Here is a 16,790-nt window from a genome sequence, read left to right on the forward strand (position 1 = left end):
AACTAGTCCCATATCTAAAAGGATATGGGATTTATTGTGTTTAAAACTTAATTTTTAAAAGGTTTTAAAATTATTCTTGAAGATAAGTTGAAGTCTGTGAGTTGTTTATCGTACAATAATTAGTAGGAATTATTAGTACCTGTTAATAAAAGTAAAAGGAGTTGCAAGGTATGTTAAAAGTACAAGAAGTTCGTGAACTGATTAAACTTATTGATGAATCATCAATTTCTGATTTTACTTATGAAACAAATGGAACTAAAGTAACGCTAAAAAAAGAACAAGGAGAGGTTGTTACGGTTAGCAAATCAGTGCAAGAACAACCTGTTCAACAAGAAGCACCTCAACCTTCAGCTAAACCTAAAGTTGAAAAAGAAGAACCTAAAGAAGAACCTAAAGAAGTACCTGCTGAAGAGCCAGCAACTACTTCAACTGATTTTGACCATGAAATCGTATCCCCAATGGTTGGAACGTTTTATGCGTCACCATCTCCAGACGACGATTCATATGTTAAAGTTGGCGATACAGTAGATGCTAATTCAGTTGTTTGCATTGTTGAGGCAATGAAGCTATTTAACGAGATTGAAGCTGAAGTTAAAGGTGAAATTGTAGAAATATTAGTAGACGACGGTGAATTAGTTGAATACGGACAACCACTATTCAGAGTGAAAAATAAATAAAGGAGGGATTGTCCGTGATTCAAAAAGTTTTAGTTGCAAACCGAGGAGAAATTGCGGTAAGAGTGATTCGTGCTTGTAAAGAATTAGACATTGAAACTGTTGCAATTTATTCTGAGGCAGATAAGGATTCATTGCATGTACAGTTAGCAGATGAAGCTTATTGTGTAGGACCTACGCTTAGTAAAGAAAGTTATTTAAATAAAACTAATATTATGAGTCTGGCTAAATTAACTAACTCAGACGCTATTCACCCTGGGTACGGTTTTCTATCTGAGAATGCAGATTTTGCAGAAATGTGTGAAGCGGTCAACGTAACATTCATTGGCCCATCTGCTGATTCGATCTCAAAAATGGGTACAAAAGATGTCGCGCGTGAGACGATGCGTAAAGCAAATGTACCAATCGTTCCCGGGTCAGAAGGAATTATTAAAGATGTTGATGAGGGTAAAAAAATTGCTGAGGAAATCGGCTATCCTGTGATCATTAAAGCGACAGCCGGTGGTGGCGGAAAAGGGATTCGAGTAGCTAGAGACGAAGAAGAACTCGTTAAAGGTATTCGATTAACTCAAAATGAAGCCGAAACTGCATTTGGTAACCCTGGTGTTTACTTAGAGAAGTTTATTGAAGACTTCCGCCACGTTGAAATCCAAGTTTTAGCTGATAAACATGGTAACACTGTTCATTTAGGTGAACGAGATTGCACCATTCAACGTCGTCTTCAAAAGTTAATTGAGGAAACGCCATCTCCAGCCATTGATGAAGAGACGAGAGCAAAGATGGGGCAAGCAGCGGTTCAAGCTGCTGAAGCTGTCGATTATGTAGGTGCTGGAACGATCGAATTTATCTATGATCGTAAACAAAGTAATTTCTACTTCATGGAAATGAATACAAGAATTCAAGTGGAGCATCCTGTGACAGAAATGGTAACTGGCGTTGACTTAATCAAACAACAAATAAAAGTAGCCAATGGTGAGCCATTATCCTTCAAACAAGAAGATATCAAGTTTGAAGGATGGGCGATTGAATGCCGTATTAATGCAGAAGACCCATTCCGTAACTTTATGCCTTCCGCTGGTAAAGTCGAGATGTACCTTCCGCCGGGTGGTTTAGGTGTGAGAGTTGACTCCGCTGCTTATACTGGATGGAACATACCGCCTTATTATGACTCAATGATTGCAAAACTGATTACCTATGATCAAACTAGAGAAGAGGCCATTAAACGGATGAACCGTGCATTAGATGAATTTGTTATTGAAGGGATTTTCTCGACCATCCCATTCCATAAACGTATGATGAATCATCCAGTATTTATCCAAGGCGAATTTAACACGAAATTTTTAGAAGAGTACGATGTATTAACGGATGATTCTGTTGAAGAGGTGAACTAAATGGAGGAAAAACAATTATTAAATGTAAGTGATGACCAGTCTTTAGGTAAAGTTGAAATTGCTCCGGAAGTCATTGAGGTAATAGCAGGTATTGCAGCGAACGAAGTAAGTGGCGTCGCTAATATGCGAGGCAATCTCGCTTCAAATGTCACAGAGCGCTTCGGAAAAAAGAAACATGGAAAAGGCGTAAGAGTCGACCTTTCTGACCAAGGAATAGTCATTGATGTTTTTACAGTATTAGATTATGGTGTTTCCATTCCAACTGTTGCCCAAAAAATTCAGGACAGTATTCGTTCTACATTAAAGAACATGACAGCTTTAGAGATTTTAGAGATAAATGTTCATGTTGTAGGCGTTCAAATGGAAGAAAAAACAGAAGAACAAGAACAACAAAATTCTTAATTATTTTGGGGCTTGCTAGTTCATACTAGCAAGTCTTTTTATTCAGAAAATCAGCTTAGCCGTCCGGAGTTAATGCCTTCTTTTTTCTTAGGTTAAAAATCGTGGTAAACTATAGTTGGACGTGATAGGATATAGAAGAGATTTTGATATTTAAAGGAGAACGAACCGAATGGAAGAACGTAGACATGCAAGAGAGAAGGCATTTCAAGTTTTATACCAATTAGATATTAATCAAGACGCATCATTAGAAAGTATGTATGAAGCGGTGGATGAAGATATTAGTCAATATGCTAAATCTTTAATTCAAGGTGTTGTTGAAAAGAGAGGAATTATTGATAAACAACTAGATGAGAAACTTGAAAATTGGTCGTTAAACCGGATTGGTACAGTTGAAAAAACGGTGTTGCGTATAGCTTTATTTGAAATTATTTATATAGAAGATGTGCCAAGCAAGGTAGCTATAAATGAAGCGGTTGAAATCGCAAAACGCTTTAACGAAGATAAATCCGGTAAGTTTATAAACGGTGTATTATCGAAATTTATGCAAGAGTGAAGGTGATTTGATGTCGGCCTCTATTATGTATGGAAAAGTATTAGCAGATAAGATAAGAGAAGAGATAAAAACAGACGTTCAAGAGTTAGTTCAACATCAGATTAAGCCAAAGTTAAGTGTTTTGATCATAGGTGATAATCCGGCATCAAAAACTTACGTTCGGATGAAGCAGAAAGCTTGTGAAAAAGTAGGAATTGAATCCGATGTCATTAAACTTCAATCAGATGTTTCTGAAGATGAATTATTAAAACAAATTGAACTATTGAATAATGACCGCTCAGTTCATGGGATTTTAGTGCAGCTACCTTTACCTGAGCATGTAAATGAGAAAAGAGTATTAGAATATATTGACCCAAATAAAGACGTTGATGGATTTCACCCTATAAATGTAGGGCGTTTATCTATTGACCAAGATGCATTAGTTCCGTGTACACCTTTAGGTATTGTGGCTTTATTAGATTACTATAATGTGTCAATAGAGGGAAAACATGCAGTCGTCATTGGAAGAAGCAACATTGTTGGGAAACCAGTGGGTCAATTATTGTTAAATCGCCAAGCAACAGTGACGTATTGTCATTCGAAAACTCAAAATTTAAAAGAAATAACAAAAACAGCTGACATTCTAATAGTTGCAGTAGGGCGTGCTGAGTTAATTAATGAGGAATATGTGAAAGAAGGAGCCGTTGTAGTAGATGTTGGCAACACGTTTTTAGAGACTGGAAAAGTTGTTGGAGATGTGGCATTTGATCAAGTTAAAGATATTGCTAGTCAAATTACACCAGTCCCTAAAGGGGTTGGACCGATGACCATTACCATGCTATTAAACAACACGATTAAAGCTGCCAAATATTCTATGTAGAAAAGGGAGTTCTAAACTTGGAGAAGCAGTACTTAACCGTAACCGCTTTAACTAAATACATAAGGCGTAAGTTTGAATCAGATCAGCATTTAAAAGATGTGTGGCTTCAAGCCGAAATATCTAATTTTAAGCATCATTCTCGAGGTCATATGTATTTTACGCTTAAGGATGAAAAAGCGAGAATTTCGGCAGTCATGTTTGCTTCATCTAACAGACACTTAAAATTCCGTCCTGAAGATGGAATGAAAGTATTAGTTCTAGGCGATATATCGGTATATGAACCACAAGGCCAGTACCAAATTTATGTTCAAAATATGCAACCAGATGGAATTGGCTCATTGTATTTAGCATATGAAGAACTAAAAAAGAAGCTTGACCAACAAGGGTTATTTCATCCAGAGCGCAAGCGGCCCATCCCTCAATTTCCAAAAAGAATTGCCATTATTACATCACCAACAGGAGCAGCTGTACGTGATATTATAACCACTTTAAAACGTCGATATCCAATGGCGCGACGGACCATTATTCCTGTATCGGTTCAAGGTGAACATGCGGCGCCTTCCATCGTAAAAGGCATTGAATATGCGAATCAATTGAATGATTTTGACACGATTATTGTTGGTCGAGGTGGAGGTTCGATTGAAGAATTGTGGGCCTTTAATGAAGAAGAAGTTGCTCGTGCGATTACTCAGTCTAAAACACCTGTGATTTCAGCAGTTGGTCATGAAACAGATTTTACAATCAGTGATTTTGTTGCTGATTTAAGAGCGCCAACCCCAACAGCTGCAGCAGAATTAGCAGTTCCGTCACTGATTGACTTAACTCAACAAGTACAAAACCTAAATCAAAGATTAAATCAATCCATGAAATATAAAATTGAACATATAAGAGAAAAAATAAAGTCAATAGATCAATCTTATGCTTTTAAGTACCCAATTCAAATGACAAGGCAAAAAGAACAAGATTTAGACCGAGTTGTAAATCAATTAAACAAATCTGCTAAGCGGTTTGTTCAAGATCAGAAAACGAGATATTCAAGGTTGGGTGAGCAAATCAAAACTTATCAACCAAGACAAGTGATCCTTGAACAAACTAAAGAACTTGAATATAAAATGTCACGATTAAATCAGCAGATGACAAACATCAAAGAACAAAAAGGCCATAATTTTCAAAACCAATTAAACAAGCTTACCATTTTAAATCCATTAGAAACGATGAGAAGAGGTTACTCAATCCCTTATAAAGACAAACGAATCGTAAAATCAGTCAAACATGTCGAGCCTGGGGATGCTATTCACTTATCATTAAGTGATGGACAATTAGATTGTCAAGTTTGGGGAATTGAAGAAAAGGAGGAGGAATTGTAGATGTCTAATCAAGAAGAAAAAGAGATGACTTTTGAGCAGGCTATGAATCAGCTAGAAGGTATTGTTGAGAAGTTAGAAGAAGGCGATGTTCCTTTAGAAAAAGCGATTGAGTACTACAAAGAAGGTATGAAACTTTCGAAGGTTTGTCACGGTAAACTTCAATCGGTGGAAAATGAAATGACCGAAATTATGAAAGACCATGGTGAAACAGAACCCTATCATGTGGAGGAAGAGTAACCGGTGATTGAACAATACATTCAAAAGAAACAAAATCAAATAAATGATCAATTTGAAAAAGAATTCTCAAACTTAGATCTACCAAGTCATTTACACGAAGCTTTAGTATATTCAATCCAAGCTGGGGGCAAACGTCTTCGCCCTATATTAATGATGGCTTCATTCGAAGCTTTTTCTAAAGACTTAAATAAAGTCATTCATCCGGCTTTGGCATTAGAAATGATTCATACATATTCTTTAATACACGATGATCTACCTGCGATGGATGATGATGATTTTAGAAGAGGTCAAGAGACGATTCACAAGAAGTTTGATGAAGCAACAGCAATTTTAGTGGGAGATGGTCTTTTAACCTATTCCTTTCAATTCGTTGTGAATTCAAACGCTTTAGAAGCTGAAGAGAAGATTTATACTATTCAACAATTAAGTCAATCCAGTGGCTTTAAAGGTATGATCTCAGGTCAATTCCTTGACTTACAAGCTGAAAACAAAGAAATGAATGAACAAGAGCTTCATCATATTCACTTACTAAAAACAGGAGAACTCATCAGGGCATCTATCAAGATTGGAGCTTACTTGGGTGGAGCCGCACCACCACAAATAGAAGCCTTAGATGAATTTGGTAAATATTTAGGATTAGTATTCCAGATTCAAGATGATATCTTAGATGTCAGTGGTGAAATGGAGTTAATTGGAAAACCAGTTGGAAGTGATGAAGAAAATAATAAAAGCACATACCCTGAATTATTAGGACTCGATCAAGCTATTTCTATAAAGGAAGAATATATGGAATATGCAAAAGAAAAATATGATGAAGCAAATATTGACGAGCCTATTTTACTGGGCCTATTAAACATTTTTGGAAATCGTAATGCTTAGTCATCTTCAATTGTTTTTATTCTCTAGCATATGATAAAATAGTTAATGGATTAGGGATGGTGCAGTATTCTAGTCGGTCCTCCACTTCTGAAGGCGGGCCTAAAAATCCGCCAAAGGGCATATCGATGAAGTTCCTGGTGTTGGCTTGAGGCGCCCAGCCTTGGGTCAATGCTGGGAGTTAAGGTTGCAGGGCGATCCACAATGGCATGTGGGCGTTGACCCTGCTTCCGCGGAGGCCCATTATTGTGTCCCATTAATCGCGCTTAATGGGATACGAAATGGGGTATGAACCTGTATTATAAGGGTAACCCCCTTATGGTGCAGCGTAGCCTGCCTTGAGTGGTGTTTAGGGGATTACAATTAAAAGTGCAGATTCGGATGGCCACCGAGGACGTGCTGTTGACATTGTATGAAATAAACACTGCAAAAGAGGCTAGGAAGTGGTCAAAGACTGTCGAGGAAAACTCCTAGACTGTTCTGTAGACGCTTAAAAGGGATTGTAGTGTGGACTGAGTGGTAATCCAGTCTAGCTGTGGTGACGCAGCTAAGTTCGGTTTAAAGGGGGAACCGCCGGTGTGGCAACACACGGTACCGAATTGGGAAAACCTACTGGACCTAAGCCGCAATATTTACCTTTTAAGTGACCATCCCTACCTACATATTGAAATTGTTTATTACACATATTTTGAGCTGTAACGAGGTAAATTATGAATAAAAATATGATAAAAAAATCAATCCGATTTAGCATAAGTATCGCCGTTATCACGTTCGTGTTAGCGGCAATTTTTTCAATCGCTTCAAACGCAGCATTAGATGGGACAGCTTGGTCAATTGGATTAATCATTGTTTTTATAATTGTATTTATTGGTGTTTTTTTTGATATGATGGGGATAGCTGCAACAGCAGCGTCCGAAACTCCATTTCACTCCATGGCTTCTGAAAAAGTTAAAGGTGCCAAAGAATCCATCGTCATCGTACGGAATGCAGATCGATTTGCATCATTCTGTAACGATGTAATAGGGGATATTGCCGGAGTAATTAGTGGGGTTGCAGCAACCTTGGTTGTTATTGAGTTGAATTATGTCATCAATTTAGAACAACTGACATTAAATACTGTCTTAACGAGTGTTGTTGCAGCGCTTACCGTTGGAGGTAAAGCGATGGGAAAGACGCTAGCAATAACGAAATCCACTGATATCATCTTAATAGCAGGGAAAATCATTTACTTTGTCGAACGTAAACTACATATCAAGATTTTACCTAATATAAAAAAGAGAAAAAAGAGTTAAATATTAAGAATAAAGGTGAGTGATCCGTTGTGGATCTAAATGAGATTAAACAACCATCTGATATTAAAAATTTATCAATTGATGAATTAAAACAATTAAGTGAGGAAATTAGAAATTTTCTCATTGAACAATTATCCATTACAGGTGGCCATTTAGGACCTAATTTAGGGGTTGTAGAGCTAACATTAGCCTTGCACCAGATTTTTGATAGTCCTAAGGATAAATTAATTTGGGATGTGGGTCATCAATCTTATGTTCATAAAATGCTCACTGGTCGAACAGAGCAATTTTCAACTTTAAGACAATATAAGGGCTTATGTGGTTTTCCTAAAATGAATGAAAGTGAACACGATATTTGGGAAACTGGTCATAGCTCTACATCTCTTTCTGCTGCTATGGGAATGGCGATTGCACGTGATGTTAGAAATGAAGATCATTCGGTCGTCCCGATTATTGGTGATGGAGCATTAACTGGCGGAATGGCACTGGAAGCTTTAAATCATATCGGTAGTGAAAAGAAGAATGTTATTGTCATTTTAAATGATAATGAAATGTCAATCGCTCCTAACGTTGGAGCTCTTCACAATATATTAGGTCGGTTAAGAAGTGGTCAGAAGTATAACTGGGTTAAAGATGAACTTGAATGGGTTCTTAAAAAGATACCAGCTGTTGGCGGACGTTTAGCAACTGTAGCAGAACGCGTAAAAGACAGCATGAAATACTTAGTCGTACCAGGTATGTTTTTTGAAGAATTAGGGTTTACTTATTATGGTCCTGTAGATGGTCACGACTATGAAGATTTATTTAATTCGATTAATTATGCTAAAAAAACAGAAGGTCCAATATTAGTGCACGTCATTACTAAAAAAGGAAAAGGTTATCATCCAGCTGAATCCGATAAAGTAGGTACTTGGCATGGCGTTGGACCGTATAAAATTGAATCAGGTGAAAGCCTTAAGAAAGCTTCCAATGGTCCAGGTTGGAGTAAAGTTGTAAGTGATACATTAATTAAAGTGGCAGAAAAAGATCAAGATGTCGTAGCTATAACACCTGCTATGACAGTAGGTTCAAAACTTGAAGATTTTAAGAAGAAGTTCCCTGATCGCCTTTTTGATGTTGGAATTGCAGAGCAACATGCGACAACTCTCGCTGGCGGTGTTGCAACACAAGGCTTGAAGCCATTCTTGTCCATTTATTCAACGTTTTTACAAAGGGGCTTTGACCAAGTTGTTCATGATGTAAGCCGTCAAAATTTAAACGTCGCATTTGGAATTGATCGTGCTGGATTAGTTGGAGCAGATGGTGAAACACATCAAGGTGTTTTCGATATATCATTCTTACGCGATTTACCAAATATGACTATTATGATGCCTAAAGATGCGAACGAGTGCCAAGATATGGTCTATACAGCTTTAGAACATCAAAATGGCCCTATAGCAGTAAGATTCCCTAGAGGAAATGCAAGTGAAGCTCCAGAGGAACGCGAGTTAAAAACTCTACCTATTGGAAAATGGGAAGTTTTAAAAGAAGGCTCAGACGCTGTTATTTTAACGTTTGGTACGATGATTGATCTATCTCTTGAAGCTGCAGAAGTATTAGAGAAGCAAGATGTATCTGTAAAAGTCGTTAACGCTCGCTTTATCAAACCGCTGGATGAGGATTTATTAAGAGAACTTTCTAATCAGAATATGCCTATGCTAACTGTTGAAGAACATGCATTAAAAGGTGGTTTTGGTAGCTCTGTACTTGAATTTTTTGAAGAAGAAAACAAACCATTCCCTTATATTCAACGAATGGGAATCCCAGATCGATTTATTGAACATGGAAGCGTTGGAGATTTATTAAATGAAATTGGACTAACAACAGATGGTATTGCTAATAAAATAAAGGACATGGTACCAACTAAAGAGAAAAGAGCTTAATTTTATGAAGAAAGTAAGACTAGATACATTATTAGTTGAACAAGGACACTTTGACACAAGGGAAAAAGCCAAGAGGTCTATTATGGCTGGACTGATTTATCATAAACATGAACGTTTAGATAAACCTGGTTTAAAAATTGACCCAACCGTTGAACTCCATGTAAAAGGAAAAGCGATTCCGTATGTTGGCCGTGGAGGTTTAAAGTTAGAAAAGGCATTAAACACGTTTGAAGTCAATATTTCTGGTAAAACGGTTATAGATATTGGCTCATCTACAGGTGGATTTACTGATTGCGCTCTTCAAAATGGAGCGAAAGCTGTTTATGCAATAGATGTTGGGTATAATCAATTAGATTGGAGTCTGCGGAATGATTCTCGTGTGCATGTCATGGAACGAACTAATTTTCGTTATGTCACACCGGACGATTTAAAACATGGTGCACCTAATTTTGCCATGACCGATGTCTCATTTATATCATTAAAATTAATTTTTCCTGTTTTAAAACAGTTGTTAATGCCCGGTTCTGATGCGATCGCATTAATCAAACCTCAGTTTGAAGCAGGTAGAGAACAAGTTGGAAAAAAAGGAATTGTCCGAGATCCGAAAGTGCACATGCAGGTTATTAATGACATTGTTCAAATGTTGCATGAAGAAGGGTATAGTGTTATTAATTTAGATCATTCACCGATTACAGGTGGAGATGGAAATATTGAATTTTTAGTACATGTGAAATGGACTGATGATGCACCTGAATACCACTTAACGGAATCATTAGTTCATCATATAGTTGAAACTGCACATCAAAGGTTTCATGAAAATAAGTAAGGTTATTGACATAAAGTTGGTGAATCATACGTGAAAAAAGCTCAGCGATTAATGAAAATTAGAGAACTGATAACAAATGAAATTATCGAAACACAAGATGAAATGGTGAGTCGATTTCATGAATTGGGTTATCCAGTGACACAGGCGACTATATCTAGAGATATTAAGGAATTACAATTAGTAAAAGTTCCAACACATGATGGTTCTTATAAATATAGTTTGCCACAAGATCAACGATATGATCCGGTTCAGAAAATAAGACGTATGTTAACGGATAGCTTTGTGTCAATTGACAAAGCAGATCATTTCATTGTGTTAAAAACAATTCCGGGCAATGCTCAAGCTGTAGGAGCTCTATTAGATCAATTAGATTGGGATGGAATAATGGGAACCATTTGTGGTGATGATACATGTTTAATTATTTGTCGTTCACCACAAAATTGTGAAGACGTATTTAACAGTTTTCATGATATGTTAAATGAATAAAGAGGGTGTCTAACGTGTTAGCTGAAATTACGATTAAAGACTTTGCAATAATCGATGAAGTAAGCCTTAGTTTTAACGATGGTTTAACTGTTTTAACAGGTGAGACAGGTGCAGGTAAATCCATCATAATCGATGCTATTCAATTATTAGCTGGTGCAAGAGCATCAGTTGAATTTGTGCGTCATGAGTCTGAGAAAGCAAATATAGAAGGTATCTTTTTTATAGATGACGCTGATCATGATGTTTATAACGTGTTAAATCACTTTGATTTACCTTACGATGATGAAGGAAGTATCGTGTTGCAACGTCAAATTACCTCAAAAGGTAAAAGTATTTGCCGTGTTAACGGAAAGCTAATCACGTTAGCTATTTTAAAAGAAATTGGACAAACAATTATAGATATACATAGTCAGCATGAAACTCAAAGTTTAATGCAATCTGATCAACATATTGAACTCTTAGACGAATTTGATCAACAAGCTCTTGCTGAAGCAAAAGAATCTTATCTTCACATATACGAAGATTATTTAAGGCTTAAAAGACGTTTTAAGGATTTGTCTGAGAATGAACAAGAAATTGCACAGCGTATGGATTTATTAAGATTTCAATACAATGAACTTAAAGAAGCGCAATTACAATCAAATGAAGATGAACAGCTTGAAGAGGAACGTCACCAATTATCAAATTTCGAAAAAGTATATGAAAACTTACAAACCGCTTATTATTCTTTATATGGTGAACATAAAGGCTTGGATTTTCTTAGCCATGCCATGACATCATTAGAGCAATTAGAAGATGTAAATGATACATACTCACAGCTTTCTGAACAGCTAAAAAATCATTACTATGCAATAGAAGAGATATCATTTCAACTTCGTAATGATCTGGATGAATTGGAATTTCAACCAGAGCGTCTCAATGAAATTGAAAAAAGATTGCATGAAATTAACCGTTTAAAGAGAAAATATGGTAAAGACGTTAATGACATGCTTCATTTAATGGCAAGTATGGAAGAGGAATTAGAGCAGCTCGAGAATAAAGATACACACCTACAAGCCTTAGAAAATCAAATTGCAGATGTTGAAAAAGATGTTCTAATGGAAGCTGAACAAATACATGAACTCCGCAAACAAATAAGTGAAGATTTATCACATTCCATTCATGAAGAATTAAAGGATCTATATTTAGAAAAGTCTAAGTTTAATGTGGCTTTTAAAACATTATCTGGGGATATTAAGTATCACAATAATCACATTGCTTTGAATAAAAACGGTATGGATCATATTCAATTCATGATTAGTACAAATCCTGGTGAACCTGAAAAACCTCTACAAAAAGTTGCATCTGGTGGAGAAATTTCAAGAATTATGTTGGCTTTGAAGAGTATTTTTTCTGAACATCAACATATGACATCCGTTATTTTTGATGAAGTGGATACAGGTGTCAGTGGTCGTGTCGCTCAAGCGATTGCACAGAAAATACACCGTATATCTAGACATTCCCAAGTGTTGTGTATAACCCATTTACCTCAAGTAGCAGCTATTGCGGACCATCACTTACTTATTGAAAAGAGCCAAGATGATCATCAAACTAAAACATTCGTCCGTAAGTTAGACCAAGATGAATCGGTTATAGAATTAAGCCGGATGATCTCTGGAACTGAAATAACAGAAACCACCAAACAACATGCAGAGGAATTAATTGAGCAAGCCAAAAGTGTTAAATAATGCATGTATTTTATTGATAAGATCTTCGCCTAATGAACGTTTAATTAGGCGATTTTTTTATACTGTTAAATAAAACGTAACGTAGGAAAAGTTAAACTGTATTGCATGTGTTTTAATCGTTTAAAAACACCGTGAAATGCTCAAATTAAGCTTACAGCTCAATCAAGAAATGAGGAGTGTGAACATGAAAAAGTCTCGCCCAATTTTACATCTTATTCTCCTTGTTTCGTTTTTGATTCCAATGACACATGCAGATACAGTTCTAGCCCAAACTGATTCAACAGTTAGTGAAGTGATTCCTGGTGGTCAATCGATAGGTGTTAAATTACACACATCTGGCGTCATTGTCGTCGGATTCAGTCCTGTTGAGACTGATCAAGGAAAAGTATCGTCAGCAGAAGAAGCTGGTGTTAAAGTTGGAGATATAATTCTTCAGTTAAATGGTGATAAAGTTAACAATATGAATGATTTTGTCCAAGAGATGAAAACATTAGAGAAAAAGAAAGACCCTATTCAATTACTCATCAAACGAGAACAGCACATTTTCCCGCTATCGATTCAACCTACTTTAGATGAAGAGGATGAAGCTTACCGATTAGGTCTTTTTATTCGAGATGCAACGGCTGGTATTGGCACACTTACGTTTTTCGACCCGAAATCTAAAAAATACGGCGCATTAGGCCATGTTATAATGGACCAACAAACCAAAAAGCCAATCGATATTTATAATGGAAAAATTGTAACCTCTGATATCACTTCCATTAACAAAGGAAAAAATGGAAGTCCAGGTGAGAAAAAGGCCCGTTTCTCAATGGATGATGATAGCTTAGGGACCATACAACGAAACAGTGATTATGGCATTTTTGGTAAAATAAATGACGAGTCATTTATAGATCATAATCAAAAGCCTTTACCTGTCGCTAAAGCTAATGAAGTTAAAGAGGGTAAGGCTGAAATTTTAACTGTAGTAGAGGAAGAACAAGTTAAAAAGTTTGATGTAGAAATTATAAGCAGTGTTCCAAGTAAAAACCCTGAGACAAAAGGTATGGTTATTAAAGTAACTGATCAAGAGTTATTAGATAAAACTGGTGGTATTGTACAAGGAATGAGTGGCAGCCCTATTATACAAGACGGTAAAATTGTTGGTGCTGTAACGCACGTATTTTTGAATGATCCAACAAGTGGCTATGGAGTGCATGTGGAATGGATGTTAAATGAAGCAGGATTACAGATAGAAGATAAAGAAACCTTTAAAGAAGCGAGTTAATAACTCGTTTCTTTTTTAATTAATCGACATTTTTTATTAAATAAAAAAGAAAAATGTCGTAATTTGAAGAAAATATAAGAAAAGGTGAAAAATTATAATAATTTTAATTTTTTTTAAGATAAAAGAAGGATTTTTTAGAGTTACATGGAAGTTAGTTAATGAAGATAGCAGAAATTTCTGGGAGGTAACATTAATGGAAAAAGTACGTTTAGGGATCGCAGATGACAACAGAGAGTTAGTCACAATGTTGGAAAATTACTTTGGCGAGGAGGAATTGGTTGACGTTGTCGGTACGGCATTTAATGGTAGAGAATGCTTAACAATGATCGAAGACATTAATCCAGACGTACTCATCTTAGACATTATTATGCCACATGTTGACGGTTTAGCTGTACTAGAGAAGATGCACAGTTTGAATTTAGATGAATTACCGAATGTCATCATGCTAACAGCATTTGGTCATGAGTCAGTAACAAAGAAAGCAGTCGAATTAGGTGCTACATATTACATGTTGAAGCCTTTTGACTTAGATATGTTAAGAGATCAAGTCCTTCAGGCTGCGGGTGCAAGTTATCAAACACCATTTAAAACAGCTGAACAACCACCTTCTAGACCAACCAAAAAGATTGATTTAGATGCAAACATTACATCCATTATTCACGAAGTAGGTGTACCGGCGCATATTAAGGGATATTTATATTTACGTGAAGCCATTTCAATGGTTTATCACGATATTGAGCTGTTGGGGTCCATTACGAAAGTGTTATATCCTGATATTGCTAAGAAGTATAACACGACGGCTTCACGTGTGGAACGTGCAATTAGACACGCAATTGAAGTGGCGTGGAATCGTGGTAATATTGACTCGCTATCATCCATTTTTGGTTATACGGTTAGTGTTTCTAAAGCGAAACCGACTAATTCTGAATTCATCGCAATGATTGCAGACAAATTACGTTTGGAACATAAAGTAGGTTAAAACCAAATTTTTTGATTATTTAGCACCTCATACTATGAGGTGTTATTTTTTTTGTTAATTGTTTCCGCAAATTTAATATGCTTTAAATTATGTCATCATCCTTAATAGTCCTTGCGAATATACGGTTTCATTAATATTAAGGGAAGTGATAAAATTAAAAAATGTATTACAACTTTGGAGGGAGTTTAAAAACATGAAAGTCGCTAAGTTTGGCGGAAGTTCCGTAGCAAGCGCGGACATGCTAAGAAAAGTTGCAAACATTATCCAGGAAGATCAAGAGCGAAAATTTATCGTCGTATCAGCTCCTGGAAAACGCTTTGATGATGATATTAAGGTAACAGATTTATTCATTAAACTTGGAGAGCAACACGTAAGTGGTCAAGATATTGAACAAACATTAAGTCAAATCATGGATCGGTTTTTATCGATAACACAAGAATTAAATCTTTCAGACAAGATTGTTAACCGAATAAAAAAGGAAACGGAACATGTTTTGAATGAAACGAATAATACTAACCATCTTAAAGATGCGTTAAAAGCAATGGGTGAAGACTCATTAGCAAGAGTATTAAGTGCTTATTTAAATCAAATGGGACTAAACGCTACATATGTAAATCCAAAGGATGCTGGTATATATGTGAGTGATGACCCAGGTGATGCGCAGGTGTTGGATAAAAGTTATGAGTTAATATACAATTTAAGAAATCGCGAAGGCATTGTGGTGATCCCTGGTTTCTTTGGTTACACAGAAAAAGGAATATTAACAACGTTCCCAAGAGGTGGTTCTGATATTACAGGCTCCATTATTGCTGCAGGTGTAAAAGCCGAGTTGTATGAGAACTTTACAGATGTTAGTTCTGTATATTGTGTAAACCCATCTATTGTTGAACAGCCTAAGGAAATCAAAGGGTTAACGTATAAAGAAATGCGAGAGCTTTCTTATTCAGGGTTTTCAGTATTTCATGATGAAGCCTTAATACCTGCGTTTAATCAAAAAATCCCTGTTTGCATTAAAAATACAAATGACCCACAAGCACCTGGTACAATGATTGAATCAGAAAAAAATGAATATAATGGACCGATTGTTGGTATTGCAAGTGACAAAGGATTCTCAAGTATTTATGTTGGAAAGTATTTAATGAACCGTGAGCTGGGTTTTGGACGTAATTTATTAAATATTTTGGTTGAAGAAGGCGTTTCATTTGAGCACGCACCATCTGGAATTGATAGTATGTCTGTTATTGTTCGCTCTGAGCAATTGAACGAAAAGAAGGAAGAGCGGTTGTTGAGAAGGTTAAAACAAGAATTAGATCTTGATACAGTTTCCATTGAACATGGCATTGGGATGGTTGTGATTGTTGGTGAAGGGTTAAGTCAACGTGTAAATGTTGCAGCAATCGCCACGACGGCAATCGCAAAAGCTGGTGTGAACATCGAAATGATCAACCAAGGGTCATCAGATGTTTCGATGATGTTTGGAATAAAAGAAGAGGATATAAATAAAACAGTACAATCCTTATATTACGATTTCTTTGAATCAGCCATGCCAGTTCGATAATAAATAACCTGACACCTTTTGGATGTCAGGTTATTTATTTGCCTCAAATCGGCCTTTTGTTTTGTTTTTCTTACGGTCTCTATGTAATAGATATCCACCAATAAAGCCAATACCTAATACGACAAATACAAAACCAAAAAATAATTGAAGAAAAACATTCGGATAAATGGAATCTAAGATCCCAAAAAATGAGTCTCTTATAAGCTTAATGCCATATACGGCAACGATCCCTGGTATTAAAAGAATAATAAAAGCAATTAATCGAACCATTTTTACACGACCTTCGTTGAAATAGTACTTAAATAGTATAACATATGTAAAATATAAATCGTGAAAATAACTTGCATTATTAAAGCGCTTTCATTATGATAGAA

General features: G+C 36.1%; 17 protein-coding genes. 16 read left to right on the plus strand and 1 reads right to left on the minus strand.

Annotated elements, in window-relative coordinates:
* Nucleotides 1-170: 170 nt before the first annotated feature.
* From accB to EDC24_RS02740, 16 genes are all read left to right on the plus strand, one after another.
* Nucleotides 171-677 carry an acetyl-CoA carboxylase biotin carboxyl carrier protein gene (gene accB, locus EDC24_RS02660; RefSeq protein ID WP_124219507.1) on the plus strand — a complete coding sequence of 169 codons (507 nt, stop codon included), beginning with the start codon at nucleotides 171-173 and terminating at the stop codon, nucleotides 675-677.
* A gap of 14 nt (nucleotides 678-691) precedes the next feature.
* Entirely contained in the window at nucleotides 692-2,065 is a 1,374-nt protein-coding gene (gene accC / locus EDC24_RS02665) for an acetyl-CoA carboxylase biotin carboxylase subunit (protein ID WP_124219508.1), read from the plus strand.
* Nucleotides 2,066-2,467, plus strand: coding sequence for an Asp23/Gls24 family envelope stress response protein (locus EDC24_RS02670; RefSeq protein WP_124219510.1), 402 nt, complete (start codon nucleotides 2,066-2,068; stop codon nucleotides 2,465-2,467). It begins immediately after the preceding gene.
* 169 nt (nucleotides 2,468-2,636) lie between these two features.
* On the plus strand, nucleotides 2,637-3,020 hold the full coding sequence (gene nusB, locus EDC24_RS02675) for a transcription antitermination factor NusB (RefSeq protein ID WP_124219512.1): 384 nt from the start codon (nucleotides 2,637-2,639) through the stop codon (nucleotides 3,018-3,020).
* A 10-nt stretch (nucleotides 3,021-3,030) separates the two neighbouring features.
* Nucleotides 3,031-3,879: a bifunctional methylenetetrahydrofolate dehydrogenase/methenyltetrahydrofolate cyclohydrolase FolD gene (gene folD / locus EDC24_RS02680; protein ID WP_124219513.1), complete on the plus strand. Its 849-nt coding sequence runs from the start codon at nucleotides 3,031-3,033 to the stop codon at nucleotides 3,877-3,879.
* Nucleotides 3,880-3,896: 17 nt separating this feature from the next.
* Nucleotides 3,897-5,246, plus strand: a complete 1,350-nt coding sequence (gene xseA, locus EDC24_RS02685; protein ID WP_124219515.1) for an exodeoxyribonuclease VII large subunit — start codon at nucleotides 3,897-3,899, stop codon at nucleotides 5,244-5,246.
* Entirely contained in the window at nucleotides 5,247-5,483 is a 237-nt protein-coding gene (locus EDC24_RS02690) for an exodeoxyribonuclease VII small subunit (RefSeq protein ID WP_124219516.1), read from the plus strand.
* Between the two features lie 3 nt (nucleotides 5,484-5,486).
* Nucleotides 5,487-6,362 carry a polyprenyl synthetase family protein gene (locus EDC24_RS02695; protein ID WP_124219518.1) on the plus strand — a complete coding sequence of 292 codons (876 nt, stop codon included), beginning with the start codon at nucleotides 5,487-5,489 and terminating at the stop codon, nucleotides 6,360-6,362.
* A 707-nt stretch (nucleotides 6,363-7,069) separates the two neighbouring features.
* On the plus strand, nucleotides 7,070-7,651 hold the full coding sequence (locus EDC24_RS02705; RefSeq protein WP_124219520.1) for a hypothetical protein: 582 nt from the start codon (nucleotides 7,070-7,072) through the stop codon (nucleotides 7,649-7,651).
* Between the two features lie 29 nt (nucleotides 7,652-7,680).
* Entirely contained in the window at nucleotides 7,681-9,573 is a 1,893-nt protein-coding gene (gene dxs / locus EDC24_RS02710; protein WP_124219522.1) for a 1-deoxy-D-xylulose-5-phosphate synthase, read from the plus strand.
* A gap of 4 nt (nucleotides 9,574-9,577) precedes the next feature.
* A complete protein-coding gene (locus tag EDC24_RS02715) occupies nucleotides 9,578-10,399 on the plus strand; it encodes a TlyA family RNA methyltransferase (protein ID WP_124219524.1) in 822 nt (273 codons plus the stop codon).
* A 30-nt stretch (nucleotides 10,400-10,429) separates the two neighbouring features.
* Nucleotides 10,430-10,885 (plus strand): transcriptional regulator AhrC/ArgR, encoded by a 456-nt coding sequence (gene ahrC / locus EDC24_RS02720; protein ID WP_124219526.1) that lies wholly within the window; start codon nucleotides 10,430-10,432, stop codon nucleotides 10,883-10,885.
* 14 nt (nucleotides 10,886-10,899) lie between these two features.
* On the plus strand, nucleotides 10,900-12,612 hold the full coding sequence (recN, locus tag EDC24_RS02725; RefSeq protein WP_124219528.1) for a DNA repair protein RecN: 1,713 nt from the start codon (nucleotides 10,900-10,902) through the stop codon (nucleotides 12,610-12,612).
* A 184-nt stretch (nucleotides 12,613-12,796) separates the two neighbouring features.
* On the plus strand, nucleotides 12,797-13,879 hold the full coding sequence (spoIVB, locus tag EDC24_RS02730; protein ID WP_245997944.1) for a SpoIVB peptidase: 1,083 nt from the start codon (nucleotides 12,797-12,799) through the stop codon (nucleotides 13,877-13,879).
* A gap of 193 nt (nucleotides 13,880-14,072) precedes the next feature.
* Nucleotides 14,073-14,858: a sporulation transcription factor Spo0A gene (gene spo0A, locus EDC24_RS02735; RefSeq protein WP_124219532.1), complete on the plus strand. Its 786-nt coding sequence runs from the start codon at nucleotides 14,073-14,075 to the stop codon at nucleotides 14,856-14,858.
* Nucleotides 14,859-15,051: 193 nt separating this feature from the next.
* Nucleotides 15,052-16,416: an aspartate kinase gene (locus tag EDC24_RS02740; protein ID WP_124219534.1), complete on the plus strand. Its 1,365-nt coding sequence runs from the start codon at nucleotides 15,052-15,054 to the stop codon at nucleotides 16,414-16,416.
* A gap of 30 nt (nucleotides 16,417-16,446) precedes the next feature.
* Here EDC24_RS02740 and EDC24_RS02745 read toward each other — a convergent pair whose 3' ends face one another.
* Entirely contained in the window at nucleotides 16,447-16,686 is a 240-nt protein-coding gene (locus tag EDC24_RS02745; RefSeq protein WP_124219536.1) for a DUF2627 domain-containing protein, read from the minus strand.
* Nucleotides 16,687-16,790: the final 104 nt, after the last annotated feature.

Source organism: Aquisalibacillus elongatus, from assembly GCF_003843875.1.
Lineage (GTDB): Bacteria > Bacillota > Bacilli > Bacillales > Alkalibacillaceae > Aquisalibacillus > Aquisalibacillus elongatus.

What these genes read in the sequence shown, in the direction of transcription:
- accB (WP_124219507.1), top strand. Translation starts at nt 171, where the DNA reads ATGTTAAAAGTACAAGAAGTTCGTGAACTGATTAAACTTATTGATGAA.
- EDC24_RS02670 (WP_124219510.1), top strand. Translation starts at nt 2,066, where the DNA reads ATGGAGGAAAAACAATTATTAAATGTAAGTGATGACCAGTCTTTAGGT.
- nusB (WP_124219512.1), top strand. Translation starts at nt 2,637, where the DNA reads ATGGAAGAACGTAGACATGCAAGAGAGAAGGCATTTCAAGTTTTATAC.
- folD (WP_124219513.1), top strand. Translation starts at nt 3,031, where the DNA reads ATGTCGGCCTCTATTATGTATGGAAAAGTATTAGCAGATAAGATAAGA.
- EDC24_RS02690 (WP_124219516.1), top strand. Translation starts at nt 5,247, where the DNA reads ATGTCTAATCAAGAAGAAAAAGAGATGACTTTTGAGCAGGCTATGAAT.
- EDC24_RS02705 (WP_124219520.1), top strand. Translation starts at nt 7,070, where the DNA reads ATGAATAAAAATATGATAAAAAAATCAATCCGATTTAGCATAAGTATC.
- EDC24_RS02715 (WP_124219524.1), top strand. Translation starts at nt 9,578, where the DNA reads ATGAAGAAAGTAAGACTAGATACATTATTAGTTGAACAAGGACACTTT.
- spoIVB (WP_245997944.1), top strand. Translation starts at nt 12,797, where the DNA reads ATGAAAAAGTCTCGCCCAATTTTACATCTTATTCTCCTTGTTTCGTTT.
- spo0A (WP_124219532.1), top strand. Translation starts at nt 14,073, where the DNA reads ATGGAAAAAGTACGTTTAGGGATCGCAGATGACAACAGAGAGTTAGTC.
- EDC24_RS02740 (WP_124219534.1), top strand. Translation starts at nt 15,052, where the DNA reads ATGAAAGTCGCTAAGTTTGGCGGAAGTTCCGTAGCAAGCGCGGACATG.
- EDC24_RS02745 (WP_124219536.1), bottom strand. Translation starts at nt 16,686, where the DNA reads ATGGTTCGATTAATTGCTTTTATTATTCTTTTAATACCAGGGATCGTT.